Source organism: Streptomyces sp. NPDC051561, assembly GCF_044454195.1.
In the GTDB taxonomy this organism is placed as follows: Bacteria; Actinomycetota; Actinomycetes; order Streptomycetales; family Streptomycetaceae; genus Streptomyces.
Genome location: NZ_JBITDM010000007.1, coordinates 118,071 through 142,136, shown reverse-complemented (window position 1 = coordinate 142,136; position 24,066 = coordinate 118,071). Strand labels below are relative to the sequence as shown.

Sequence of the window (24,066 nt, the reverse complement as noted above, 5' to 3'; positions counted from 1 at the left end):
CGATACGAGAGATTCTCGTCACGTCACACGATGTCCACCCATGCCCTGACCTGCTGCTGCCTGCGTGTCACCGGATGCGGGGGCGGGAATCAAGGGGACCGGGGACACGCTGCACACTGTGACAGGACACGGGTAAGTGGAGGGTGAAATATGCCGGAACAGGAGGGTGCCCGAGAGCTGGGCGCCGCCGAGCTGGGAGTGGAGCCGGGGGAGCGGGCCACCCTCGTCCAGTTCTCCAGCGCGTTCTGCCGGCCCTGCTGGGCCACCCGCAGAATCCTCGCCGAGGTGGCCGCCATGGTCGCGGGCGTCACCCATGTCGAGATCGACGCCGAGGAACACCTCGCGCTCGTACGGGAACTCGGCATCACGCAGACGCCGACCGTGCTCGTCCTGGACGCGGACGGCCGGATCGTGCGCAGGGCCACCGGGCAGCCGCGCCGGGTGGATGTCATCGCCGCGCTCGGCCATGCCGTCGCCTGACCCGGGGTGACGACCACCGCATGCCGTCACCTGACCGGGGGTGACGACCACCGCATGCCGTCGCCCGGCCGGGGGCAACGGCGACATGCGGCCGTCACACGTGTGACACAAGGTGATCAATCTCCCAGTGGTCGCTCACCCGTGCGCACTTGACGCTGCCCGCCCCCGATCGTCAGGGTGACGTCATGCCCCCGGAACTCCTTCTGTACGGGCGGGCCGATGTGGATCTGGCCCGCAACGCGAGTGCGCGCTGTCCCGGTGTCTGAGCACCCACGGACACCACAGCCGCGCCCTCCGCTCCCGTCGAAGGACAACTCCATGACGCTTCAGCCCGCCCTGGCCGCCCCCCGGCAGGCCGCCCCGGCCACCCCCGACCTGCTCCGCTCGGCCTTCCGGCAGCACGCCGCGGGGGTCGCCGTGATCACCGCCGCCGACCGCGAGGGCCGCCCCGTCGGCTTCACCGCCACCTCGCTCAACTCCGTAGCCGCCCAACCCCCGTTGGTGTCCTTCGGAGTGGGTACGGGGTCTTCCAGCTGGCCCGTGATCGCGGGCGCCGAGCACATCGGCGTACACGTCCTCGGGGAACATCAGGAGGCGCTGGCCTCGACCTTCGCGCGCAGCGGGGCGGATCGTTTCGGCGTGCCCACGCAGTGGCACACGGGCCCCGAGGGCGTCCCCGTGCTCGACGGCGTACTGGCGTGGCTGGTGTGCCGGGTGGTGGCGCGGGTACCCGCCGGGGACCATCGGATCGTGCTGGCCCAGGTCGTGGCGGGAGACCCGTCGGGTCAGGGCCGGCCTCTGCTCTACCACCAAGGGCGCTTCAACGCCCTGCGCGACTGAGAGTTCCCCGGAAGCGTCTCTTGTCGGCGATTACACAGCGTTGGCAAGGTCACAGTTCAAAGCGCTTGCTTACGGGGAACCCTCTGGGTGTACTGACGAGTAATATTCCGGTCGGGACGCAACCCGCCCCGACCGGAAACCGCCCCTTCAGGCGCCTATGCTGCCTGCAACGAGGCAGCCGACAAATAGACGATGCAGTAGGAGAGCCGGCGTGAGCTTGAGGATCGTTGTCTGTGTGAAGTACGTGCCCGACGCCACCGGCGACCGGCACTTCGCCGATGACCTGACGGTCGACCGCGACGATGTCGACGGTCTGCTGTCGGAGCTCGACGAGTACGCCGTCGAGCAGGCGCTGCAGATCGCCGACGAGGCCGACGACGCGGAGATCACCGTCCTGACGGTCGGTCCCGAGGACGCCAAGGACGCGCTGCGCAAGGCGCTCTCGATGGGCGCCGACAAGGCCGTCCACGTCGAGGACGACGACCTGCACGGCAGTGACGTCATGGCGACCTCGCTGGTGCTCGCCAAGGCCGTCGAGAAGACCGGTTACGACCTGGTCATCACCGGCATGGCGTCCACCGACGGCACCATGGGCGTCCTCCCGGCGATCCTGGCCGAGCGCCTGGGCGTCCCGCAGGTCACCCTGCTCTCCGAGGTCAAGGTCGAGGACGGTGTGGTCAAGGGCCGCCGCGACGGCGACGCCGCGAGCGAGCAGCTGGAGGCCTCCCTCCCGGCGCTCGTGTCCGTGACGGACCAGTCGGGCGAGGCCCGCTACCCGTCCTTCAAGGGCATCATGGCCGCCAAGAAGAAGCCGGTGGAGTCGCTGGACCTGGACGACCTGGACCTGGACGCCGAGCAGGTCGGCCTGGAGGGTTCCTGGACCGAGGTCAAGACCGCGGACAAGCGCCCCGAGCGCACCGCGGGCACGATCGTCAAGGACGAGGGCGAGGGCGGCAAGCAGCTGGCCGAGTACCTGGCCGGTCAGAAGTTCATCTAGTCCGGACCGGACTCCCTCACTTCCCCGTTTCTTCGCACTCGCAGGAGAGCATTCCCATGGCTGAAGTTCTCGTCTACGTCGACCACGTGGACGGTGCCGTCCGCAAGCCCACCCTGGAGCTGCTGACGCTCGCCCGCCGTATCGGCGAGCCCGTCGCGGTCTTCCTCGGCGCCGGTGGCGACGCCGCCGCAACCGTGCTCGGTGAGCACGGCGCCACCCGTGTACTGACCGTGGACGCCCCGGAGTTCGGCGACTACCTCGTCGTCCCGAAGGTGGACGCGCTCCAGGCCGCGTACGACGCCGTCTCCCCGGCCGCCGTGCTGGTCCCGTCCTCCGCCGAGGGCAAGGAGATCGCGGCCCGTCTCGCGGTCCGCATCAAGTCCGGCATCATCACCGACGCCGTCGACCTGGAAGCGGGCGACGAGGGTCCGGTCGCGACGCAGGCCGTGTTCGCCGCGTCGTTCACCACCAAGTCCCGTGTCTCGCAGGGCGTTCCGGTCATCACCGTGAAGCCGAACTCGGCCCCGGTCGAGGCCGCTCCGGCCGCCGGTGCGGTCGAGGCGCTCAGTGTCACCTTCTCCGACGCCGCCCGTGGCACCAAGGTCGTCTCGCGCACCCCGCGCGAGTCCACCGGCCGCCCGGAACTCACCGAGGCCGCGATCGTGGTCTCCGGTGGCCGTGGCGTCAACGGTGCCGAGAACTTCTCGATCATCGAGAAGCTGGCCGACTCGCTCGGCGCGGCCGTCGGCGCCTCGCGTGCCGCCGTCGACGCCGGCTGGTACCCGCACTCCAACCAGGTCGGCCAGACCGGCAAGTCGGTCTCGCCGCAGCTGTACATCGCCTCCGGCATCTCCGGTGCGATCCAGCACCGCGCCGGTATGCAGACCTCGAAGACCATCGTCGCCATCAACAAGGACGCCGAGGCTCCGATCTTCGACCTGGTCGACTACGGCGTGGTCGGCGACCTGTTCGCCGTCGTCCCGCAGCTGACCGGCGAGGTCGAGTCCCGCAAGGGCTGACCTGCATCTTCTGTACGACTCGGGGCCGCACGGTGTTTTCTGCCGGGCGGCCCCGAGCCGTATGGACGCGTGTTGCGGGCACCCATTGACTCGGATCACGCCCAACCATTAACTTCACTATGCGGATTGTTGATTCCGTGAAGCGGAAACTTGGAGGGTTGGAATGGGTCAGCAGGAGAAGGTGGCGACGAGCCTCGCCGGCGCGGTCAGCGAGGGCATCAGCGCCTCCCTCGTACCCGTGGACGAAGAGCTCGCGCGCCGCTATCCCGGAGACCCCGGCACCCGGCAGCCCGTCCACACCGTCTACGTCCCGGGTAATGTGTACGAGCCCGGAACCATCCGTTCCTGGGGTGACCAGGCGCTGAAGATGCTCGACGAACACGCCCCGGACGCCGCCTCGTTCGCAGCCGTCCTCGGCCTGGACGCCTCGCTCGCCGACGCCGTGTACGACCGGGTGCGCGCCAAGCTGGAGCGGGAGCCCGTCGAGGACCTCCGGATCGACTTCGAGGACGGCTACACCGGTCCCGCCGACGAGGAGGACCAGTACGCGGCCCGCGCCGCCCGCCTGGTCGCCGAGGCCTACGCGAACGGCACCGCGGCCCCGTACATGGGCATCCGCATGAAGTGCTTCGAGGCCGCCGTCCGCGACCGCGCGATCCGCACCCTCGACATCTTCCTCTCCGGCCTGATGGAGAACGGCGGACTGCCCGACGGGCTGGTCCTGACGCTGCCCAAGGTCACCTACCCCGCCCAGGTCACCGCGATGGTGCGGCTGCTGGAGGAGTTCGAGAAGGCGCACGGCCTGGCCGCGGGCCGGATCGGCTTCGAGATCCAGATCGAGACCAGCCAGTCCATCCTCGGCTCCGACGGCACCGCCACCGTCGCCCGCATGATCGAGGCCGCCGAGGGCCGCGCCACCGGGCTGCACTACGGCACCTTCGACTACAGCGCCTGCGTCGGCGTCAGCGCCGCCTACCAGGCCAGCGACCACCCGGCCGCCGACCATGCCAAGGCCGTCATGCAGGTCGCCGCCGCCGGAACCGGAGTCCGCGTCTCCGACGGCTCCACCAATGTCCTCCCCGTCGGCAGCACGGAGAAGGTGCACGACGCCATGCGTCTGCACTACGGCCTCACCCGCCGCGCCCTGGCCCGCGCCTACTACCAGGGCTGGGACATGCACCCGGGCCACCTGCCGACCCGTTACGCGGCCGTCTTCACCTACTACCGCGAGGGCTTCGAGCAGGCCGCCGCCCGCCTCGCCGCGTACGCCAACAAGCTCGGCGGCGACATCGCGGACGAGCCCGCGACCGCCAAGGCCCTCGCCGGCTACCTGCTGCGCGGCATCGACTGCGGCGCCCTGGACACCGCCGAGGTCGCCCGCCTCACCGGCCTGACCAGGGCGGACCTGGACACCTTCGCCTCACCGCGCCGCGGCGACCTCACTGCTACGGCTTCGTAACCGCCCGCTCGGCTGTCACTGCTGCCCCGTACGCTGTTCGCGAGCACATCTGGCGTAACGGAACGGGGCAGTAGTGGCTACGGGGGAGAACGAGCGACTGGCCGGTCGCTACCGGGTGATCGAGCAGCTCGGCCGGGGTGGCATGGGCGTCGTCTGGCGGGCCGAGGACGAAGTGCTCGGCCGCGAGGTCGCCGTCAAGGAACTGCGGACGTACAACGACGCCTCGGGCCCGGAACTGGCCGACCTCCAGGTCCGGATGCAGCGCGAGGCCCGCGCCGCCGCCCGCATCCGGCACCCCGGCGTCATCGCCGTCCACGACATCGCCGACCACGAGGGCCGCCCGCTCATCGTGATGGAACTGGTCGACGGCCCTTCCCTGGACGGCGTCCTGACGGACCGTGGCCTGCTCGACCCGCGCGAGGCGGCGTCCATCGGGGCAAAGGTGCTGGAGGCGCTGGGCGCCGCGCACCGGGTCGGCGTCCTGCACCGCGACGTCAAGCCGGGCAACATCCTGCTGGACTCCGGCGGCCGTGTCGTCCTCACCGACTTCGGCATCGCCGCCATCGACGACCCTGGCGACGGCTCCTCCACCCACCTCACCCGCAGCGGCGAACTCGTCGGCTCCCTGGACTACCTGGCGCCCGAGCGCGCCCAGGGCCAGGCACCCGGGCCCGCCTCCGACATCTGGGCGCTGGGCGCCACGCTGTACGCCGCGGTCGAGGGCGGGTCGCCCTTCCGCCGCACCTCCACCTGGTCGACGCTGAACGCGATCGTCGTGGAACCGCTGCCCGATCCGGTACGGTCGGGCCCGCTCGCCCCCGTACTGCGCGCGCTCATGGCCAAGGACCCCGCCGAGCGCCCCGACGCGGCCCAGGCGGCACGCCTGCTGACGGACGTAGCGGAGTCCGCACCCGCACCCTCCGCGAGCGAACGACTGCCGCCCGCGCAAGGCGGATTCGGCCCCGCCACCTCCCAGCCCTCCACCCCGGCCCCGTACGGCGCACCCCCCTCCGGCTTCGGACCCCCCACCCCACCCGTCCAGCCCGGCTACGGCGCCGTGCCTCAGGGTTACGGGACGGGTGCCGGCCCCACCGCCGGACAACAGGGTTACGGAACCGGCCCGACCCCTTCCGTCGGGCAGCCGGCCTACGGAACCGGGCCGACGTCCTCGGGTGGTTCGCCCTTCTCGGGGCCGGGACCCGCGGCGACCGGAACGGTCGGTTCCACGAGGCGCGAGGGCGCGTCCGGTGGACGCCGAAGGGCCCTGGTGACGGCGGGAGTTGCCGCCGTACTGCTGACCGGTGCCGGAGTGACCTACGCGCTCGGCGACCGGGGTGACGACGGCAAAGCGGTCGGCAGCCCGGCCGCCAACAGCTCCGATTCCGCCGGCTCGCCGACCGCCGAGGAGCCTCTGACTCCCGGCGCCCTGCCCACCGACGCCGCGAAGAAGACCCAGGGCCCGACTCCCACCGGCAAGGACAAGTCCAAGGGCAAGGACGACCCCGGGAAGAAGCCCTCACCCACCCCGGGCGGCGGCAAGTCCACCGGCGCACCGACCACCGGCGGCAACGGCTCCACCACCGCCGGCGGTTCCGCCGCCACCGGCGGAACGTCCGGCTCCGGCGGCGGCTCGACCTCCGGAAGCAGCAGCACCGGAGGCGCGACCACCACCGGTGGCGGCGGCAACCCGCCCCCGCCCGCTCCGGCCCCGGTCTGCAACGGCATCGGCGGCGGCAAGTACCACTGCAACGTCTGGCGCACCTCCGACTCGATCCGCTCCAACGGCGAGCGCGCCGGCACCCTCAACGCGGGCACCAACTACTTCTACTGCCAGGCCAACCTCGGCCGCCGCGTCACCTACGGCAACTGGACCAACGTCTGGTGGGCCAAGACCGACGACGACAGCGGCAACACCAACGTGTACGTCAGCGTCGTCTACCTCAAGGGCGGCGACAACGACAAACCCCTCCCGGGCCTCCCCGCCTGCTGAACCCAACCCCAGTCCCAGCGGGGGAGGCAGGCCCCACCAGGGGCCTGCCAGGGGTGCGGGAAACTGCCCGACCACCCCCACCCGCCCGCACACCCCCACCCTCCCCCGGCGGGCCCGCCCCCTCGGGGCCCGGGGCAGCGCCCCAGTTCGGGGAAGGGGCGGGGCGGAAGCCCCGCGCAGCGCACCGGAGCCCCGACAGGACCGCGCCCGAAGGCCCAGCATCCGGGCCTCGACGGGAAGCGCCGCCCCCGGCCCACCCCGACCGCGACACCCTCACCCCACCGGCCCGACCTCCCCCGACCCCCGCGCGATCAACCTCGTCCCCAACACCACCCTCTCCGGCGCCCGAGCCGCATCCTCCAGCCGCCGGAACAGCAGATTCGCCGCCGCACGCCCCAACTCCGCCGCGTCCTGTGCCACCACCGTCACCCCCGGCACCAGCAGATCCGCCAACTCGAAGTCGTCGAACCCGACCAGGGCCGTCGGCCGGTCCCGCTCCTGCGCCCGGTCCGCCAAGACCCGCACCACCGTGACCGTCACCCGGTTGTTCCCGGAGAACAACGCCGTCACCGGCTCCGCCCCGTCCAGCATCGCCCCGGCCGCCCCCCGCACCCGTGCCGGATCCGTGCTCCCCAGCGCCACCCACGCCGGCTCGACATCGAGACCGGCCTCCTCCATCGCCGCGTGGTAGCCACGCAGCCGCTCGGAAGCGGTGTGAATGCGCGGCTGGTCGCCGATGAAGCCGATCCGCCGGTGGCCGTGCGCGATCAGATGGGCAACCCCGTTACGCGCCCCGCCGAAACTGTCGGACAGTACCGTGTCCGCCTCGACCTTCCCCGCGGGGCGGTCCACGAAGACCGTGGCGACCCCCGCCGCCATCTCCGGCTCCAGATAACGGTGGTCGTCCCCGGCCGGAATCACGATCAGCCCATCCACCCGGCGAGCGCACAGCGCGAGCACCAACTCCTGCTCGCGGTCCGGGTCCTCGGCACTGGAACCGTTGATGAGCAGCGCGCCATGGGCGCGTGCGACCTCCTCCACCGCCCGGTTCAGCGGGCCGTAGAAGGGGTCCGCCAGATCCTCCAGGACCAGACCGATGCTGGCGGTACGGCCCTTGCGCAGCACCCGCGCACTGTCGTTGCGCCGGAAGCCCAGGGCGTCGATGGCCTCCTTGACGCGCCGCTCGGTGTCGGGGGTGACACCCGGCTCGGCGTTGACCACCCGGGAGACCGTCTTGAGGCCGACGCCCGCGCGGGCGGCGACATCCTTCATGGTCGGCCGGTTGCCGTACCGGCTCTGGGGCGGTACGGGGCGCTGGGACCTCCCTGCGACGGGAGTGAGAGGGGCGGTGTCGGCCACGGTGCGCTGTCCTGTCGGTTGAGGACGAAGTACGGCTGGAAGATACGGTGCGGCACTGAGCATAGGCCGCCGAGACCTGGACAACGTTGTCAGCTAAATGGAGACTGGTCTGGCCCCTGATCTTCCCGACCCCTCGACACCCCGCGATCCCACCGCCCCGCCCCCGCCCGCCTCCCTCCCTCCTCCCCTCTTTCCTCCTGGAGACGCGACACCGATGCACACCGAGTTCACCGACCTCGTCGCCGCGCTGGACATCGGCGGCACCAAGATCGCAGGTGCGTTGGTGGACGACACCGGCCGGATACATCTCAAGACCCAGCAGCCCACCCCCGCCCAGCAGGACGGGGAACGGGTGATGGGCGCGGTGGGCGCGGTCCTGGCCGAGCTGACGGCGTCCCCGCTGTGGCCCCGGGTGTCCGCCGTCGGCATCGGCAGCGCGGGACCGGTGGATGCCTCGGCGGGCACGGTCAGCCCGGTCAACGTCCCGGGCTGGCGCGGCTTTCCGCTGGTCGAGCGGGTGCGCGCGACGACCGGCGACCTTCCGGTACGGCTCATCGGCGACGGCGTCGCGATGACGGCTGCCGAGCACTGGCAGGGTGCCGCCAGGGGCCATGACAACGCTCTGTGCCTGGTCGTCTCGACCGGCGTCGGCGGCGGCCTGGTCCTGAACGGCCGACTTCACCCCGGCCCCACCGGAAACGCGGGCCACATCGGCCACATCAGTGTCGACCTGGACGGCGACCACTGCCCCTGCGGCTCCCGTGGCTGCGTGGAACGTATCGCCAGCGGCCCCAACATCGCCCGCCGGGCCGCCGGACAGGGCTGGACCCCCGGCCCCGACGGCGACACCACCGCCGCCGCGGTGGCCGCCGCGGCGCACGCCGGAGACCCCGTCGCCCTCGCCTCCTTCGCCCGCGCCGCGCAGGCCCTGGCCGCCGGAATCGCCGCCACCGCCACCCTCGTGGAAGTGGACATCGCGGTGATCGGTGGGGGAGTGGCGGGCGCGGGCGACGTACTCTTCGAGCCGCTGCGCGAGGCTCTCGCGGACTATGCGGCGCTGTCCTTCGTACGGGGACTGAAGGTCGTCCCCGCCAGCATGGGCACCGAGGCGGGTCTGGTGGGCGCGGCGGCGGCAGCGCTCCAGGGACAGCGGCGCGGATAGTCGCCCCGGGCGGCTCCCCCTCCCGGACCTCTGCGGCAACTCCCCGTTTCCGGAAGGCAGTTGCGCGGTAGGTTTCCCCGGTGACCGAGTCAGTGAGCGCACTCACCGAAGCCGGACGTCTCGCGGAGCAGTACCGGCTCGCACCGCTGCCCGTCGAGGGCGGCATGTTCCGGCAGACCTGGGCAGGCCCGGCCGATGCCACCGGCCGCCCGGTCGGCACCGCCATCATGATGCTGCTGACGTCCGCCCCCGGCGACTTCTCCGCCTTCCACCGGCTGCCCACCGACGAGGTCTGGCACTTCTACCGGGGCGACCCGCTCGACCTGCTGCTGCTCGCCCCGGACGGCACCGACCGCCTGATCCCGCTCGGCGACTTCGCCCGGGGCGGACCCGTGCAGTACGTCGTGCCTGCGGGCACCTGGATGGCGGCCCGGGTCGCCCAGCCGGGCGTCTGGTCCCTGTTCGGCACCACCATGGCGCCCGGCTTCCTGCCCTCGGACTACGAGGGCGCGGACCCGGAGCAGCTCACCGCCCAATATCCCGAGCAGGCCCCGCGCATCGCGGAGCTGTGCCGCAAGGACGCACCACTGGCCATGCCCCGGACCGACGACGAAGAGTGACGCGACAGCCATGAGTGACGCCACAGCCACGAGCGATGCGACGACCGGGAGTGACCCGACGGCCATGAGTGACGCCAAGCACCTGCCCGACCTCACCGGCCGCGTGGCGCTGGTCACCGGGGCCGGTGGCCTGATCGGCGGTGGCATCGCCGACCGGTTCGCCGCCGCGGGCGCCGCCGTGGTCGCCCACTACCGGCACGACGAGAAGTCGGCCCGCGCGCTCGTCACCCGGATCGGCGACGCGGGCGGCCGGGCCCTGGCCGTACAGGCGGATCTGACCGAGGAGTCGCAGTGCCGGCGGCTCGTCGAGACGGCGGCCGACTGGCGCGGCGGACTGGATGCCCTCGTCCACAGCGCCGGCATCCAGCCGGTCAAGAGCCTCGCCGAGATGTCCGTCGAGGACTGGCGCGAGATGTACGAGGCCAACACCACCAGCGCCTTCTCCTGCACTCGCGCCGCCGCACCCCTGCTCGCGGCCCGAGGCGGCGGCAGCATCACCCACATCGCCTCCATCGAGGGCACCATGGCCACCCCCGGCCATGCGCACTACTGCGCCTCCAAGGCCGCCCTGCTGATGTTCGCCCGCTCCGCCGCCCTCGAACACGGCGCCGCCGGGATCCGCGTCAACACGGTCTCGCCGGGGCTGATCGACCGCCCCGGCCTCGCCGGCGACTGGCCGGACGGTGTACGCCGCTGGAGCGAGGCGGCCCCGCTCGGCCGGCTCGGCCGGCCGGAAGACATCGGCAACGCCTGTGTGTTCCTGGCCTCCGACGCCGCCTCCTGGATCACCGGCACCAACCTGGTGGTGGACGGCGGCGTCAGCGCCCGCCCCACCTGGTAAAACTCCTACCGCACGCGTGAGTTCACAGGCCCACGACCTCTGCCGCGCCGTGCTGGACGACGACCAGAAAGGCGTCCGAGTCCAGGTCCATCACCACCTCGGCCGGGCAGCCCTCCGCGCGCCGCGCATGGGCGTATTCCTCGGCGGGCCAGCTGCCGCGCGGGCCACCGGCCGGAAAACGCTGCAAAACAGTGCGGTTCATGCCGCACCCCTCTCTTCGTGCTCCTGCTGTACCTCTGTGCGCCCAACGAGACTCCGTGACGACGGGTCACGGTCGCAGTCACCCCGCAGGCGCCCCCGTATCTGCATCGACGCCGTGCGGCCTTGGCAGCGTTGCCCGCGCCGGGCCACAGGAAGGACACGGTTGTGTGCGCGAACGGTCGCAGGCACCATGCCGCCGGACCCGCTATTCGTGGCAGGGTGTTGCGGGCAGTCCACTGGGGGCTACGGCAGAGGGGGAACCGTGATCGTCTGGGTCAACGGTGCGTTCGGGGCGGGCAAGACCACGACCGCACGCGAACTGATCGAGCTGATCCCGAACAGCACGTTCTACGACCCGGAGGTGACCGGCGCCGGTCTGCGGCACCTGCTGCCGGCCAAGCGCCTCGCCGAGGTGAGCGACTTCCAGGACCTCCCGATGTGGCGGCGGACCGTCGTGGACACCGCTGCCGCGCTGCTCGCCGAAGTGGGCGGGGTGCTGGTGGTGCCGATGACACTGCTGAGGCAGGAGTACCGGGACGAGATCTTCGGTGGGCTCGCCTCGCGCCGGATCCCCGTGCGACACGTGCTGCTCCACGTGGAGGAAACGATCCTGCGGGAGCGGATCGCGGCCCGTGAGGAGCCCGGCATGAGCGCGGCGGACGCCGAGGTGCGGGTGCGCCAGTGGGCGTACGACCACATCGAGCCGTACCGGTCCGCGCTGGGCTGGATCAGTGCGGACGCGCATACCGTCGACACGAGCCGGATCACCCCCTGCGAGGCCGCCGAGGCCATCGCGGCAGCGGTGCGGACCGGAGCCGCCGGACCCTGCGAGATAGTGCAGACCCCGCCACCGGCGGCCGAGACCCTCGCGGCGGGGGTGCTGCTGTTCGACGCGCAGGACCGGGTGCTGCTGGTGGACCCGACGTACAAGCCGGGCTGGGAGTTTCCCGGCGGTGTCGTGGAGAGCGGCGAGGCGCCCGCCAGGGCCGGGGTGCGGGAGGTGGCCGAGGAGACGGGGCTACGTCTGGAACGGGTGCCCACCCTGCTGGTCGTCGACTGGGAGCCGCCCAGGCCGCCGGGCTTCGGCGGGCTGCGGATGCTCTTCGACGGCGGGCGGCTCGGTGGCGAGCAGGCGGGCCAAGTGGCGCTGCCCGGACCGGAGTTGCGTGAATGGCGGTTCGTCACCGAGGAGGAGGCGGCCGGACTGCTGCCCGCCGAACGGTACGAGCGGCTGCGCTGGGCGCTGCGGGCCCGGGAGCGCGGGACCGTGCTCAATCTGGAGGCGGGGGTGCCGGTGGGCTGAGCGGGACGGCTGCCCCGGCACGCCGGGGGTTCCCCACGACGGTCGGGCCCCTCGCCGTCACCCTGCCGCCGACGCCCGCTCCGCGGCTTCGAGCAGCAGCCGGGCGGCGTCCTGCGTCAGCGGGTCTCCGTGGCCGAAGCAGGCCACGGAGGGGGCGAGTGAGGTCAGCCGGCGCATGGTCGCCAGTGCCTCCTCGCGGTCGACGTTGAACACTCCGAGCATCACCTCGCCCACGGCGGCGATGCTGTCACCGGTGAACAGCACCCCGTGGTGCGGCAGATGGACGGAGAGGGAGCCGTCCGTGTGGCCGGGGGAGTGGACGACGCGGGCGCCGCCGCCGAAGTCGAGCACCTCCCCGCCCTCCAGTTCACGGTCCACCCGGGTGGCCGGGGCGGGCAGCACGGTCAGCCCGTGCTCGTACAACGGGATCTCCCAGTCGAGGAGTTGGGGATCCGGGGTCGCCCGGACCCCACGGATCACCGGGGCGTCCAGCCGGTGCGCCAGCACCTCGGTGCCATACCGCTCCGCCAGCTCCTCGGCGGCGCCCACATGGTCGCGGTGGCAGTGGGTCAGCACGATGCGGCGCAGCTCGCGGGGGTCCGCGCCCAGGCTCCGTATCGCCGCCTCGATGTCGGCGGCGGCGTCCCGGTGGCCCGCGTCGATCAGCGTCAGCTCGGTGCCGTCGCGCCAGAGATAGGCCTGTCCGATGGGGAAGCGCAGCATGTGGAGCTGCGGAAGTATCTCTACGAGGTCCATGCGGCGAACGTACGAGATGCCGTACGCCCGCCGCAGGATTCTTCGCTCTGCGCATAGTTCGCCCAGCGCTGATCTTTGCCAGGCCGCTGTCCTGCCGGGCCGCCGTCCTGCCGGGCCCGGGGTGAGGGAGCGTCAGTTCTTCTTCGAGGCCGCGTAGTTGGTGAGGAAGAGGGCCTCGGCCACCGAGAGGCGCTCCAGCTCCTCGGGGGAGACGCTCTCGTTCACCGCGTGGATCTGGGCCTCGGGCTCGCTCAGCCCGATGAGGAGGATCTCCGCCTCCGGGTAGAGCGCGGCCAGGGTGTTGCACAGCGGGATGGAGCCGCCCATGCCGGAGGTCTGCATCTCCTCGCCCGGGTAGGCGACCCGCATCGCGTCGGCCATCGAGGTGTACGCCGGGCTGGAGGTGTCCGCCTTGAAGGGCTGGCCCTGCCCGACCTGCTCGACGGTGACCTTGACGCCCCACGGTGCGTGCGCGTGCAGATGCGCGGTGAGCAGTTCGGTCGCCCTGGTGGCGTCCTGGCCCGGCGGCACCCGCAGGCTGATCTGCGCCCGCGCACTCGCCTGGAGCGACGGGGTGGCGCCGACCACCGGCGGGCAGTCGATGCCGACGACGGTGACGGCGGGGCGCGCCCAGATGCGGTCGGCGACCGTGCCGGTGCCGATCAGTTCGACGCCGTCCCGGACCTTCGCATCGGCGCGGAACTCGTCCACCGGGTACTGCAGACCCTCCCAAGTCCCGTCCGCCTCAACGCCGTCCACGGTCGTCGAGCCGTCCGCGGCGCGCAGCGAGGCCAGCAGGTGGATCATGGCGGCGAGCGCGTCGGGGGCGGCCCCGCCGAACTGGCCCGAGTGCAGGTTGCCCTCAAGGGAGTCCAGGGTGACCCGCAGCATCGTCATGCCGCGCAGCGTCGCCGTGACCGTCGGCAGGCCGACCCGGAAGTTGCCGGTGTCACCGATGACGACGGTGTCCGCGGTGAGCAGGTCGGGGTGCGCCTCGGCGTACCGCTCCAGACCACCGGTGCCCTGCTCCTCGGAACCCTCGGCGATCACCTTCACGGAGACCGGGACGCCGCCGTTCTCCTTCAGGGCCCGCAGCGCGAGCAGATGCATGATGAACCCGCCCTTGCAGTCGGCCGCGCCACGCCCGTACCAGCGGCCGTCGCGCTCGGTCAGCTCGAACGGCGGCGACACCCACTTGTCGGCACCCAGCGGCGGCTGTACGTCGTAGTGCGCATAGAGCAGTACGGTCGGCGCGCCCTCGGGACCGGGCAGAAAGCCGTACACCGACTGGGTGCCGTCGGGAGTGTCGAGCAGGGCGACCTCGGTGAAGCCCTCGGCGCGCAGCGCGTCCGCGCACCAGTTCGCGGCGGCCTCGCACTCGCTCTTCGGGAACTGTGCCGGGTCCGCCACCGACTGGAAGGCCACCAACTCGGCGAGCTCCGACTTGGCGCGGGGCATCAGCGAGGCAACGGACGTGGCGATCGGGTGGCGGGCGGTCATGGGCACGCTCCTTGTGGGTGCGACGGCGGATCGGGGGGTCCTGCGGCTGTTCCGGTGCGTGCTTCGCGGACAGGTGTGTGTACGGCGAAGACATGACCGATCCTCCCACAGCGGACCTGTACTTCGCCGCGCCGTAGGATGCCGCTGGAAAGCATGGCCACGGTTCGGATCAGGAGCAGAAGCACATCGTGAGCAGCGAGAACGCAGATGCCGCAGCAAACACCGGACCCGGATCGGGCGAGGACGGCGAGCCGGTGTGGGACGTCGTGGTGGTCGGGGCCGGACCGGCCGGAGCCTCCGCGGCGTACGCGGCGGCCAGCGCGGGGCGGCGGGTGCTCCTCCTGGAGAAGGCCGAACTGCCCCGCTACAAGACATGCGGCGGCGGCATCATCGGCCCGTCCCGCGACAGCATGCCGCCCGGTTTCGTCATTCCGCTGCGGGACCGCATCCACGCGGTGACCTTCTCGCTCGACGGGAAGCGGTCGCGCACCAGACGGTCGAAGAAGATGCTCTTCGGGCTGATCAACCGGCCCGAGTTCGACCAGGCACTGGTGGAGACGGCGACCAAGGCGGGCGCGGTGCTGCGCACCGGTGCCACCGTAGCCAAGGTCGAGCAGCACGGCTCGGCGGTACCCGACCGGCGCACCGCGGCCGTCGTCCTGTCCGACGGGGAGACCGTTCTGGCGCGGGCGGTGGTCGGCGCCGACGGCAGCGCCAGCCGGATAGGGGCTCATGTCGGGGTGGAACTCGACCAGGTGGATCTCGGTCTTGAGGCGGAGATCCCGGTGCCGGCCTCGGTCGCCGAGGACTGGGCGGGGCGGGTGCTCATCGACTGGGGCCCGATTCCGGGGAGTTACGGCTGGGTGTTCCCCAAGGGCGACACCCTGACGGTCGGGGTGATCGCCTCGAAGGGCGAAGGGGCCGCCACCAAGCAGTACTTGACGGACTTCATCGCCCGCCTCGGCCTCGCCGGCTTCGAACCCTCCGTGTCCTCTGGCCACTTGACCCGCTGCCGGGCCGCCGGTTCACCGCTCTCCCGCGGCCGGGTCCTGGTGTGCGGCGACGCCGCAGGTCTCCTGGAGCCGTGGACCCGCGAGGGCATCTCCTTCGCACTGCGCTCCGGACGGCTGGCGGGGGAGTGGGCGGTACGGATCGCCGAGGCCCAGGACGCGGTCGACGCCCGCCGCCAGGCCCTCAACTACGCCTTCGCCATCAAGGCGGGACTCGGTGTCGAAATGGGGGTCGGCAAGCGCATGCTCACCCAGTTCGAACGCCACCCGGCACTGCTGCACGCCGCCCTCACCTCGGTCCGCCCGGCCTGGCGGGCCTTCGCGCGGATCACCCGCGGCCAGACCACCCTCGGTGAACTGGTCCGCATGCACCCGATGGCCCAGCGCGCACTGAACGCGGTGCACCGGCCCGACGAGGGCTGACCACGGTCGTAGCCGCGCCGCCCTCGGTGCCCCCGGCATCCGGGCATCCGACCCGTCGGGCCCTTGAGGCCCGGCGGGCCGCTTGCGCGGGTACTGCTACGGGCGGCCGGGTCTACCGGGTGACGGAGATGCGGAAGACCGGGTGCTTGTGGGCGGCGGCGAGCAGTTCCTCGTCCGTGGAGTTCGCGGTGATCCCGCCGAAGAAGCGGCCGACCTCCCAGCCCCACTTCTTCAGGTAGGCCCGCATGATCACCGGCTTCTCGTCGTCCGCCACCTCCACGGCGGTGAACTCCTGTGTCCTGCGGCCCACTTGAAGCTTTCCGCCGCCGGCCGCACGCATGTTGCGCACCCACTCGGAGTGTCCCCGGGCGGAGATCAGATAGGGGCCGCCCCGGTACGGGAGCGGATTGACCGGGACCCTGCGCCACTCCCCGCTCTTGCGGCCACGCACGGACAGCTCGGCGGTGCCGAGCACGCTGATACCGTGCCGGGCCAGCCAGCCGACTGATCCGTTCAGGAGGCTGCCGAAGCGGCTGGGACGGATGTAGTGGGTGGCGGACATGGCGGATCCTCTTTTCGACGGGTGGGCCGGGAAGCGGGCCGGCCGGCGGGGCGGCGGCCGTCAGGGAAAAGGCCCGGAGACATCTTGCGGCAGAGGGGACCGCAACGCTCCCGTCGTGCGGGTACTCCTGGGACGTACTCCTGCGGGAGTACGGGTGATCACGCCGCCGGGCCGACGCCGTGGCCACTGCTTCCCCCTTAGCGTGAGCGGCATGGAGCCACAGGACGCAAGCGCAGGCCGCCCGCCCCGGCGGCCGGACCGGGGCGGGAGCCGTGCCCGCAACCGCCGGGGCGGCGCCCACCCGCGTGGGCGCGGCAGGCCCGGCCCGGCATCCGGCTTCCCGGACGGCCCCCCTTGCGGTTCGCCGTCCGAGTTCGCCTCCGGCCCCGCGCGGGGCGGCCGGCCAGGACCGCACTCCGGTCCGCCCCGCTCCGGACCGCACTTCGGTCCGCCCCGCTGGGCCCGGCACTGGGAGGCGGGCCCGGTCCGGCGGCACAGCGGGGTCGCCGGACTGCCGTGGGTGACGACCGCGGTGCTGGCCGTGGTGCTGCTGGTCGGGTCCCGGTTCGCCGCGGGCATGCAGCACGACCGGGTGCACATCGACGCGTTGGCCAGGGCACTGCTGCTGCTGGGGCCCGCCATTCTGCTGTGGCGTCACCGGTGGCCGGTGCCCGTGGTGTTCGCGGCCACCGGCTCCGTGCTGGTCTATCTCGGGGCCGGGTATCCGTACGGTCCGGTCTTCCTCACCGTCGCGCTCGGCTGCTTCGCCGCCGTGGTGCACGGTCACCGCATCGCCGCCTGGAGTGCGCTCGGTGCCCTGTGGGCCGGGCATCTGCTCATCGGCCACTGGCTCTACCGATGGCTGCCCCCGGCGGGCGACGGCCCCGTCTCCTGGGGCGAGGGTCTGGGCCCGGCCGCCTGGACGGCCGCGATCCTGGCCGGCGCGGAACTGGTCCGGGTGAAACGCCAGGAGTGGGCGCACGCCCGCGCCGAGCGGGCCGCCGCCCAGAAGCGCCGCGCCGAGGAGGAGCGCCTGCGGATGGCCCGCGAACTGCACGACGTACTCGCCCACAGCATCTCCGTGATCAACGTTCAGGCGAGCATGGGCCTCGCCCTGCTCGACACCGACCCGGAACAGGCCCGCTCCGCGCTCACCACCATCAAGTCCGCCAGCAAGGAGGCGCTCGGCGAGGTCCGCCAGGTGCTCGACTCGCTGCGTGGCCCCGGCGACGCGCCCCGCGCCCCGGCCCCCGGCCTCGACCGGCTCCCCGAACTGGTCGAACAGGCCGCCGCCGCAGGACTCACGGTCCGCACCGGGACCACCGGCAGTGTGCGCAGGCTCCCGCCGGGTGCCGACCTCGCCGCCTTCCGCATCATCCAGGAGGCGCTGACCAACGTGGTCCGGCACTCCGGCTCCCGCACCGCCGACGTCACGGTCACCCACACCTCGTCCGGACTGCGCCTGCGCATCGACGACGCGGGACCGGCCACCGGCGACGACGCGGGCGGCAGCGGCAACGGACTCGCCGGAATGCGGGAGCGGGCCGCCGCCCTGGGTGGCACGATCGACGCGGGCCCGCGCCCGGACGGGGGCTACCGGGTGGAGGCAGACCTTCCGCTCAGCGCGGCCCCGCGCGACGTACCGGACACCCCACGGACACCCGACGTACCGGACACCCCACGGACACCCGACGTACCGGACACCCCACGGACACCCGACGTACCGGCTTCACCAAGGACAGAGGAAGAGGGAACGTCGTGATCAAGGTGCTGCTCGCCGACGACCAGGCGCTGGTCAGGGCCGGATTCCGGGCCTTGCTCGGCGCGCAGGGCGACATCGGGGTCGCCGGGGAGGCCGCCGACGGCGAGGAAGCCGTGCGGCTGGTGCGCGAACTGCGCCCGGACGTGGTCCTGATGGACATCCGGATGCCGCATCTCGACGGCCTCGCAGCCACCCGCAGGATCACCGAGGACCCGGCCCTCGACGGGGTGAAGGTGGTCATGCTCACCACCTTCGAACTCGACGAGTACGTCTTCGAGGCGATCCGCTCCGGGGCCTCGGGGTTCCTCGTCAAGGACACCGAGCCGGAGGAACTGGTGCGGGCGGTGAAAGCGGTGGTGGACGGTGACGCGCTGCTCTCGCCGGGCGTGACGCGTCGACTGATCGCCGAGTTCGCCGCCCGGTCGAAGGAGCCGGCCGAGGCCGGTGTGCTGCGAGAACTCACCGACCGTGAGCGGGAGGTGATGGCCCTGGTGGGCATCGGTCTGTCCAACGAGGAGATCGCCCGCCGTCTGGTCGTCAGCCCTCTCACCGCCAAGACCCACGTCAGCCGCACCATGGTCAAACTCGGCGCCCGCGACCGGGCCCAACTGGTCGTCCTGGCCTATGAGTCGGGGCTGGTGCGACCGGGCTGGCTGGGGTAGCGGCCGGGGACGGCAACCCTGCCGGCAGGGGGCGCCCCGGCCCGTCGCGCTACCGGTCGGTGCGCCCCGGCCCGTTCGGCTCCGTGCCCGGGGCGCCCTGGTAGCGCCACAGGACGTACACGACCCGTACGACGAAGACCACCACCGCCAGCACGCCACCGAGGACGTACATCGCCCTGAACCACCCCGCGGGGAAGCCCAGCAGATACGGCGGTCCGGCGACGCCGAGGAAGGTGAGGCCCGCCAGAACGGCCGCACTGACCAGCGCGAACCCGATCTCGATGGTCATCGCATCACTCTGTGCCCGCGTCCGCCCCGTCATACCGCCAAGTCTGCGGCGCCGCACGGCCGGTGGGCAAGGTGCTCGCCCACCGGCCGTGCTTCCCACTGCGCGGGAGGTGCGGCTCAGTCCCGTACGGCGACCGGCCCGGCGGCCTGCTCACCCACGGCGACGGGCTCGGCGACCTGCCCCGGTACGGCGACCGGCTCGGCGGCCTCCTTGCGCACCCCGGCCGGATCGGCGGACGAAGCCCGCAGCACCAGCGACTCCGAGGGCCGCCGGGTGCGCAGCCCGGTGGCGGTGATCAGCAGTCCGACGACGGCGATGCCGGTGACCACGATCAGCCCCGGCCGGTAGCTGTCCAGCATCTGCTGCGGGGACGCGCCGGCCCCGACGGATTCGCCGCCCGCCGTGATGACGGCGGTCACCACGGCCAGGAAGAGCGCGCCGCCGACCTGGAAGGAGGTGTTCAACAGGCCGGAGACCATGCCCTGTTCGTCGTCGTGGACACCGTTGGTGGCCTGGATGTTGAGCGACGGGATGGCCAGGGCGCAGGCCGCGCCGAGCAGCAGCATGGAGGGCAGGATGACGCCCGCGTAGCTCGGGTCGAGGCCGATGCGCAGGAAGAGGGCGTAGCCGATCACCAGGGCGAGGAACCCGGCGGCGACGATCCGCGGTGTGCCGTACCGGTCGACCACATCACCGATCTTCGTCGACGACAGGGCGACCAGCAGGCCCGCGGGCAGGAAGGCGAGCGCGGTCTGCAGCGCCGACCAGCCGAGCAGCGACTGCATGTACTGGACGACGATGAACTGGAAGCCGACGTAGGAGCCGAAGAACACCGCGCCGCCGAGCTGGGCCCTGATCTGCGGGCCGGAACGCAGCACTCCGAGCCTGATCAGCGGGCTGGCGCTGCGCTTCTCGATGCGGATGAAGAGGCTGAAGAGGGCGACAACCGCCAGGAACGACAGGAGGGTTCGGGGCGAGCCCCAGCCGGCTTCCGGTGCCTGTACGACGGTGAAGACCAGCAGCAGCATGGTGAGGGTGCCGGTGATCGCACCGGGCAGGTCGTAGCCGTGCTTGGCGTCGTCGCGGGTGCTCCTGGGGATCAGCTTCATGCCGACGAACAGGGCGATCAGGGCGATCGGCGCGGGCATCAGCATCGTCCAGCGCCAGCTGAACTGGGTGAGCAGACCGGAGAGCACCAGTCCCATGGAGAAGCCGGTCGCGGCGCAGGTGGTGTAGATGGACAGTGCCCGGTTGCGCTGCGGGCCCTCCGGGAAGGTGGTGGTGATGATGGAGAGGCCGGCGGGGGCGGTGAACGCCGCGCTCAGGCCCTTGATGAAACGGCTGGCGATCAGCAGCGGACCGGAGTCGACGAGTCCGCCGAGCAGTGAGGCGGCCGCGAAGACGGCCAGCGCGATCAGGAACACGCGGCGCCTGCCGAGCAGGTCGGCCGCCCGGCCGCCCAGCATCAGCAGTCCGCCGTATCCGAGGATGTAGCCGCTGACGATCCACTGCAGGGACGCGGTGGAGAGGTCCAGATCGGCGGCGATCGACGGCAGCGAGACACCGACCATCGAGACGTCGAGGGCATCCAGGAACATCGCGGCGCAGAGCACCAGCAGGGTGCCCCACAGGCGGGGGCTCCAACTCGTCTTGGAATCGGGAGTGTTGAGCGCAGTGGTCATGGGCAGCAAAGGTACATGCACATGCATGAGATGCAAGTGCATTTAATTCTTGTGCAACAAACGGCGTACGCTCTGCTAACGTGCGGCCATGGCAGTGAAGAAGCCGGAGAAGTCCGAGTACGAACTCGTGGAGCAGTGGCGCGGTGTGCTCGCGCTGCACGCCCGCACGGTCTGCGAACTCGACCGGGAACTGCACCCCTTCGGGCTGGGTGCCAGTGACTTCGAGGTGCTCGATGTGCTCGCGGGTGACAGCCATGAGCCGGTGCCGGGTGGCGGCTGTTCGTTCCGGGTGCAGGAGATCGCCGACCGGGTGCACCTCAGTCAGAGTGCGTTGTCGCGGCTGGTGGGGCGGCTGGAGCGGGACGGCCTGGTGACGCGGGGCATGTGCGCGTCGGACCGGCGGGGCGTGCGGGTGGCCCTGACCGACAAGGGCCGCAGCCTCCATGCCGAGGTGCGGCCCAGGCAGCGGGCGGTGCTGGAGCGGATACTGGCGGACCGCACGAGGTGAGGCCCGCCCCCGTGCGTGGTCAGTTCCAGGTGATGCCGGACAACTCCTGCCAGGCGCGGACGAGTTCGAGGTCGCCGTTGACCTTGAGAGTGCTGGCCGGCAACCGGTTCCAGAGCGTCGCGTAGAGCAGTTCCGCGGGCCCGGACAGTTCCGCGTCGGCGGGTCCTTCGTCGTCGCGTACGGTACGGGGCGGGGCGTCCGGTGACAGGTGGACGGTCCAGACCGCGGGCGAGGGGCCGTCCGTGGCCCGCACCCGCAGAGTGCCCGGTGTGCGGGACCTGACCCGGCTGCGCTCGCGGGCGTGGAAGGCGGTCAGCAGCTCATCGATGCCGTCGAGCGCCAACTCCCGGTCGACGGGGCCGAGGCGGCCGCCGGCGGCGGACTCGGCGTCCATCCGGTGCACCGTCGTCTCGTGCGTCTGCCGGCGCGCCCAGAAGGCCAGGGGCGACGGCGCGGGCAGGAAGGTCCAGCACTCCAGAGCGGCCGGGGCCGCGCGCAGGGCCGCCACCAGGGCCGCGTGCCCCTCGCGGAACCAGGTGAGCAGTTCGGCGCCGTCCAGGTCGGGCTCCCCGCCGTCCGGTTGGTACTCCTTGTACCCGTGGACCACGAAGGCGGTCGCCCAGCGGTGCACCATTCCGGTGTGCCGCAGCAGGTCGCCCACCTGCCAGCCGGGGCAGGTGGGCACGGTGGCGTCCGTGCCCGCCGTCTCGGCCGCGGTGGCCAGCAACTCGCCCTGACGCGCGAGGTGGTTGAGACGGGTCTCGGTGTTCATGCGGCCGATCGTGACATGTCCCGTGCAGCAGCGCGCCCGCCTCCCAGCAGGTGGACGAGGGCTCCTAGGGCGTACGACTGGATCAGCACGGACAGCACCAGCGCCGGATAGAGGTACGCCGCCGAGTCGGCCACGCCGACGGCGAGCAGATGGCCGCCGATCAGGAACACGAAGACGGTGGGCGCCGCGAGCAGGAACAGCCAGACCCCCGCGAGCGAGGCGTCGTCGTGCGTGATGAGGAGCATGTCGACGGTGACGAACAGCGCGGCCACGGTCACCAGGGTCAGATAGACCCTGGAAGCGGGATTGCGGTAGGTGAGCTGTGCGAGATCGTGCAGGCGGTGTGCCTTCATCTCGTCCCCCCGGACGGATCGGCGGTGAAAGGTTCCCCTTGGCACACAGGGTGCCCCCGTACCGCCGACCCCGCCTGAGTACGCGTACCCAGGCGCCCCTTATCCGGCCACCGACGAGCCGGTCACCGTCGACTTCGAGTGCCGGGCCAGCAGCCCGAGGCAGGCGGCGGCCGCGGCCAGCACCGCCACCGTCGTCATCGCGAGCGGCAGCGACAGGCAGTCGGCCAGGAACCCGATGGCGGGCGGACCGAGCAGCATGCCGCCGTAACCCAGCGTGGAGGCGGTCGCGACCCCACTGGGGCCTGCCAGTTCGCCCGCCCGGGAGACCGCGACGGGGAAGATGTTCGCCAGTCCGAGCCCGGTCACGGCGAAGCCGAGCAGCGCCAGCCAGAGCACCGGCGCCAGCGAACCGAGCAGCATGCCGAAGGCCGCGGTGGCCCCGCCCACCACCAGCGTCCTGGTCTGCCCCAGGCGCTCCAGGAGGGTGGTGCCGGTGAACCGGCCGATGGTCATGGCGAGCGCGAACAGCGAGTATCCGGCGGCCGCCACGCCCGGGTGGGCGCCGAGGTCCTGCTGGAGGTGGAGCGGGCCCCAGTCGGCGATAGCGCCTTCGCCGTAGGCGGTGCACAGGGCGATCACACCGAAGAGGGCGACGGTGCGGCGGGTGGCGGGAGCGGTGGCCTTCTTGGTGGGGGTGCGGTCCCCGGTACCTTCCGTGGCCGCCGTGGCCGCCGTGGCGCCTTCCGCCGGTCCGGCGTCCGCCGAGCCGTCATCCGTACGTCCCGACGTCCCCGGCTGCGGAGGCGTCCCCGCCCGCGGAAGCTCCCCTGTCTGCGAAAGCGCCCCCATCTGCGGAAGCTTCCGCGATTCCCGCAGCAGCGCCGGACCCGCCGCCGCCGTGAGCGCCAGCCCCATCACGCTCAGCACCGACAGGTGGACCAGCGGGGACAGGCTGCCCGCGACCAGCCCGCCGAGCCCCGCGCCGACCATGCCGCCCATGCTGAACGCCGCGTGGAAGCTCGGCATGATCGGACGGCGCACCGCGGTCACCAGGTCGACCGCCGCACTGTTCATGGCGACGCTGATGCCGCCGTACAACGCGCCGAAGATCAGTAGGACCAGGCCCAGCGCCAGCGGTGAGTGAGTCAGCGGTGGCAGCGCGATGCTCAGCGACAGCAGTGCTCCGCAGAACACGGTGACCCGGGCGCTGCCCAGCCGGCTGCAGAGCCGGCCGGTGAGCGTCATGGTGATCACGGCGCCGGCCGACACTCCGAGGAGGGCCAGCCCGAGGGTGCTGGCCGAGGCTTCGGTCTGCTCCTTGATGGCCGGGATGCGGACCACCCACCCGGCGAATATGAAGCCGTCGAGGGCGAAGAACAGGGTCAGTACGGTGCGGAGACGGGAGAGGGAGGGGGCGGCGCGGTCTGCGCCCGGTCCTCCCGGTGCGGCCGTCCGGACTTTGTTTAGGTTCGGCACAAAGTCAGCATAGGGTGGGCTCCTGGAACAGGGCAAGAAG

Annotated in this window: 24 protein-coding genes; 14 read left to right on the top strand and 10 right to left on the bottom strand. The window is 72.0% G+C overall.

Annotated elements, in window-relative coordinates; translation table 11 throughout:
• Positions 1-150: 150 nt before the first annotated feature.
• The 6 genes from ACIA73_RS18310 (at position 151) to ACIA73_RS18285 (ending at position 6,785) form a co-directional block, all read left to right on the top strand.
• Complete coding sequence (locus tag ACIA73_RS18310; RefSeq protein ID WP_399439570.1) at positions 151-480, top strand: TlpA family protein disulfide reductase; 330 nt, start codon at positions 151-153, stop codon at positions 478-480.
• Positions 481-798: 318 nt separating this feature from the next.
• The gene (locus ACIA73_RS18305) at positions 799-1,320 is read left to right on the top strand and encodes a flavin reductase family protein (protein WP_399439569.1); all 522 of its coding nucleotides are present in this window, start codon (positions 799-801) and stop codon (positions 1,318-1,320) included.
• Between the two features lie 211 nt (positions 1,321-1,531).
• Positions 1,532-2,317, top strand: a complete 786-nt coding sequence (locus tag ACIA73_RS18300; protein ID WP_399439568.1) for an electron transfer flavoprotein subunit beta/FixA family protein — start codon at positions 1,532-1,534, stop codon at positions 2,315-2,317.
• A 56-nt stretch (positions 2,318-2,373) separates the two neighbouring features.
• Positions 2,374-3,336, top strand: coding sequence for an electron transfer flavoprotein subunit alpha/FixB family protein (locus ACIA73_RS18295; RefSeq protein WP_399439567.1), 963 nt, complete (start codon positions 2,374-2,376; stop codon positions 3,334-3,336).
• Positions 3,337-3,499: 163 nt separating this feature from the next.
• Positions 3,500-4,795, top strand: coding sequence for a DUF6986 family protein (locus ACIA73_RS18290; RefSeq protein ID WP_399439566.1), 1,296 nt, complete (start codon positions 3,500-3,502; stop codon positions 4,793-4,795).
• 73 nt (positions 4,796-4,868) lie between these two features.
• Complete coding sequence (locus ACIA73_RS18285) at positions 4,869-6,785, top strand: protein kinase (RefSeq protein ID WP_399439565.1); 1,917 nt, start codon at positions 4,869-4,871, stop codon at positions 6,783-6,785.
• Positions 6,786-7,058: 273 nt separating this feature from the next.
• Here ACIA73_RS18285 and ACIA73_RS18280 read toward each other — a convergent pair whose 3' ends face one another.
• Positions 7,059-8,057, bottom strand: coding sequence for a LacI family DNA-binding transcriptional regulator (locus ACIA73_RS18280; RefSeq protein ID WP_399439795.1), 999 nt, complete (start codon positions 8,055-8,057; stop codon positions 7,059-7,061).
• Positions 8,058-8,358: 301 nt separating this feature from the next.
• Between ACIA73_RS18280 and ACIA73_RS18275 the strand changes: the two genes are divergently transcribed.
• From ACIA73_RS18275 to ACIA73_RS18265, 3 genes are all read left to right on the top strand, one after another.
• Positions 8,359-9,306, top strand: a complete 948-nt coding sequence (locus ACIA73_RS18275) for an ROK family protein (protein WP_399439564.1) — start codon at positions 8,359-8,361, stop codon at positions 9,304-9,306.
• A gap of 80 nt (positions 9,307-9,386) precedes the next feature.
• Positions 9,387-9,926, top strand: coding sequence for a cupin domain-containing protein (locus ACIA73_RS18270; protein WP_399439562.1), 540 nt, complete (start codon positions 9,387-9,389; stop codon positions 9,924-9,926).
• Positions 9,927-9,990: 64 nt separating this feature from the next.
• Positions 9,991-10,767 carry an SDR family NAD(P)-dependent oxidoreductase gene (locus ACIA73_RS18265; RefSeq protein ID WP_399439794.1) on the top strand — a complete coding sequence of 259 codons (777 nt, stop codon included), beginning with the start codon at positions 9,991-9,993 and terminating at the stop codon, positions 10,765-10,767.
• Positions 10,768-10,789: 22 nt separating this feature from the next.
• Here ACIA73_RS18265 and ACIA73_RS18260 read toward each other — a convergent pair whose 3' ends face one another.
• Positions 10,790-10,969, bottom strand: a complete 180-nt coding sequence (locus tag ACIA73_RS18260; protein WP_399439561.1) for a hypothetical protein — start codon at positions 10,967-10,969, stop codon at positions 10,790-10,792.
• Between the two features lie 261 nt (positions 10,970-11,230).
• On the opposite strand from ACIA73_RS18260, the gene ACIA73_RS18255 reads away from it, so the two are divergent.
• Positions 11,231-12,271: an NUDIX domain-containing protein gene (locus ACIA73_RS18255; protein WP_399439560.1), complete on the top strand. Its 1,041-nt coding sequence runs from the start codon at positions 11,231-11,233 to the stop codon at positions 12,269-12,271.
• A 57-nt stretch (positions 12,272-12,328) separates the two neighbouring features.
• Here ACIA73_RS18255 and ACIA73_RS18250 read toward each other — a convergent pair whose 3' ends face one another.
• Positions 12,329-13,027 (bottom strand): MBL fold metallo-hydrolase, encoded by a 699-nt coding sequence (locus tag ACIA73_RS18250; RefSeq protein WP_399439559.1) that lies wholly within the window; start codon positions 13,025-13,027, stop codon positions 12,329-12,331.
• A gap of 132 nt (positions 13,028-13,159) precedes the next feature.
• Positions 13,160-14,527 (bottom strand): dipeptidase, encoded by a 1,368-nt coding sequence (locus tag ACIA73_RS18245; RefSeq protein ID WP_399439558.1) that lies wholly within the window; start codon positions 14,525-14,527, stop codon positions 13,160-13,162.
• Between the two features lie 188 nt (positions 14,528-14,715).
• Here ACIA73_RS18245 and ACIA73_RS18240 point away from each other — a divergent pair, with 188 nt between their 5' ends.
• The gene (locus tag ACIA73_RS18240) at positions 14,716-15,960 is read left to right on the top strand and encodes a geranylgeranyl reductase family protein (RefSeq protein WP_399439556.1); all 1,245 of its coding nucleotides are present in this window, start codon (positions 14,716-14,718) and stop codon (positions 15,958-15,960) included.
• A 112-nt stretch (positions 15,961-16,072) separates the two neighbouring features.
• Here ACIA73_RS18240 and ACIA73_RS18235 read toward each other — a convergent pair whose 3' ends face one another.
• Positions 16,073-16,522, bottom strand: coding sequence for a nitroreductase family deazaflavin-dependent oxidoreductase (locus ACIA73_RS18235; RefSeq protein ID WP_399439555.1), 450 nt, complete (start codon positions 16,520-16,522; stop codon positions 16,073-16,075).
• 211 nt (positions 16,523-16,733) lie between these two features.
• On the opposite strand from ACIA73_RS18235, the gene ACIA73_RS18230 reads away from it, so the two are divergent.
• On the top strand, positions 16,734-18,284 hold the full coding sequence (locus tag ACIA73_RS18230; protein ID WP_399439554.1) for a histidine kinase: 1,551 nt from the start codon (positions 16,734-16,736) through the stop codon (positions 18,282-18,284).
• Positions 18,281-18,946: a response regulator gene (locus ACIA73_RS18225; RefSeq protein ID WP_399439553.1), complete on the top strand. Its 666-nt coding sequence runs from the start codon at positions 18,281-18,283 to the stop codon at positions 18,944-18,946. Before ACIA73_RS18230 ends, ACIA73_RS18225 begins: the two co-directional genes overlap by 4 nt.
• 49 nt (positions 18,947-18,995) lie before the next feature.
• On the opposite strand, the gene ACIA73_RS18220 is transcribed toward ACIA73_RS18225, so the two are convergent.
• Positions 18,996-19,235 carry a DUF6332 family protein gene (locus ACIA73_RS18220; RefSeq protein WP_399439552.1) on the bottom strand — a complete coding sequence of 80 codons (240 nt, stop codon included), beginning with the start codon at positions 19,233-19,235 and terminating at the stop codon, positions 18,996-18,998.
• Positions 19,236-19,351: 116 nt separating this feature from the next.
• Entirely contained in the window at positions 19,352-20,917 is a 1,566-nt protein-coding gene (locus tag ACIA73_RS18215; RefSeq protein ID WP_399439551.1) for an MFS transporter, read from the bottom strand.
• Positions 20,918-21,005: 88 nt separating this feature from the next.
• Here ACIA73_RS18215 and ACIA73_RS18210 point away from each other — a divergent pair, with 88 nt between their 5' ends.
• Positions 21,006-21,425: a MarR family winged helix-turn-helix transcriptional regulator gene (locus tag ACIA73_RS18210; RefSeq protein WP_399439550.1), complete on the top strand. Its 420-nt coding sequence runs from the start codon at positions 21,006-21,008 to the stop codon at positions 21,423-21,425.
• A 19-nt stretch (positions 21,426-21,444) separates the two neighbouring features.
• Here the strand turns inward: ACIA73_RS18210 and ACIA73_RS18205 are convergent, their stop codons facing one another.
• From ACIA73_RS18205 to ACIA73_RS18195, 3 genes are all read right to left on the bottom strand, one after another.
• The gene (locus tag ACIA73_RS18205; RefSeq protein ID WP_399439549.1) at positions 21,445-22,197 is read right to left on the bottom strand and encodes a maleylpyruvate isomerase family mycothiol-dependent enzyme; all 753 of its coding nucleotides are present in this window, start codon (positions 22,195-22,197) and stop codon (positions 21,445-21,447) included.
• Positions 22,194-22,550 carry an SCO4225 family membrane protein gene (locus ACIA73_RS18200; protein ID WP_399439548.1) on the bottom strand — a complete coding sequence of 119 codons (357 nt, stop codon included), beginning with the start codon at positions 22,548-22,550 and terminating at the stop codon, positions 22,194-22,196. The genes ACIA73_RS18205 and ACIA73_RS18200 overlap by 4 nt, the downstream gene beginning before the upstream one ends.
• 99 nt (positions 22,551-22,649) lie before the next feature.
• Entirely contained in the window at positions 22,650-24,026 is a 1,377-nt protein-coding gene (locus ACIA73_RS18195) for an MFS transporter (RefSeq protein WP_399439547.1), read from the bottom strand.
• Between the last annotated feature and the right edge of the window lie 40 nt (positions 24,027-24,066).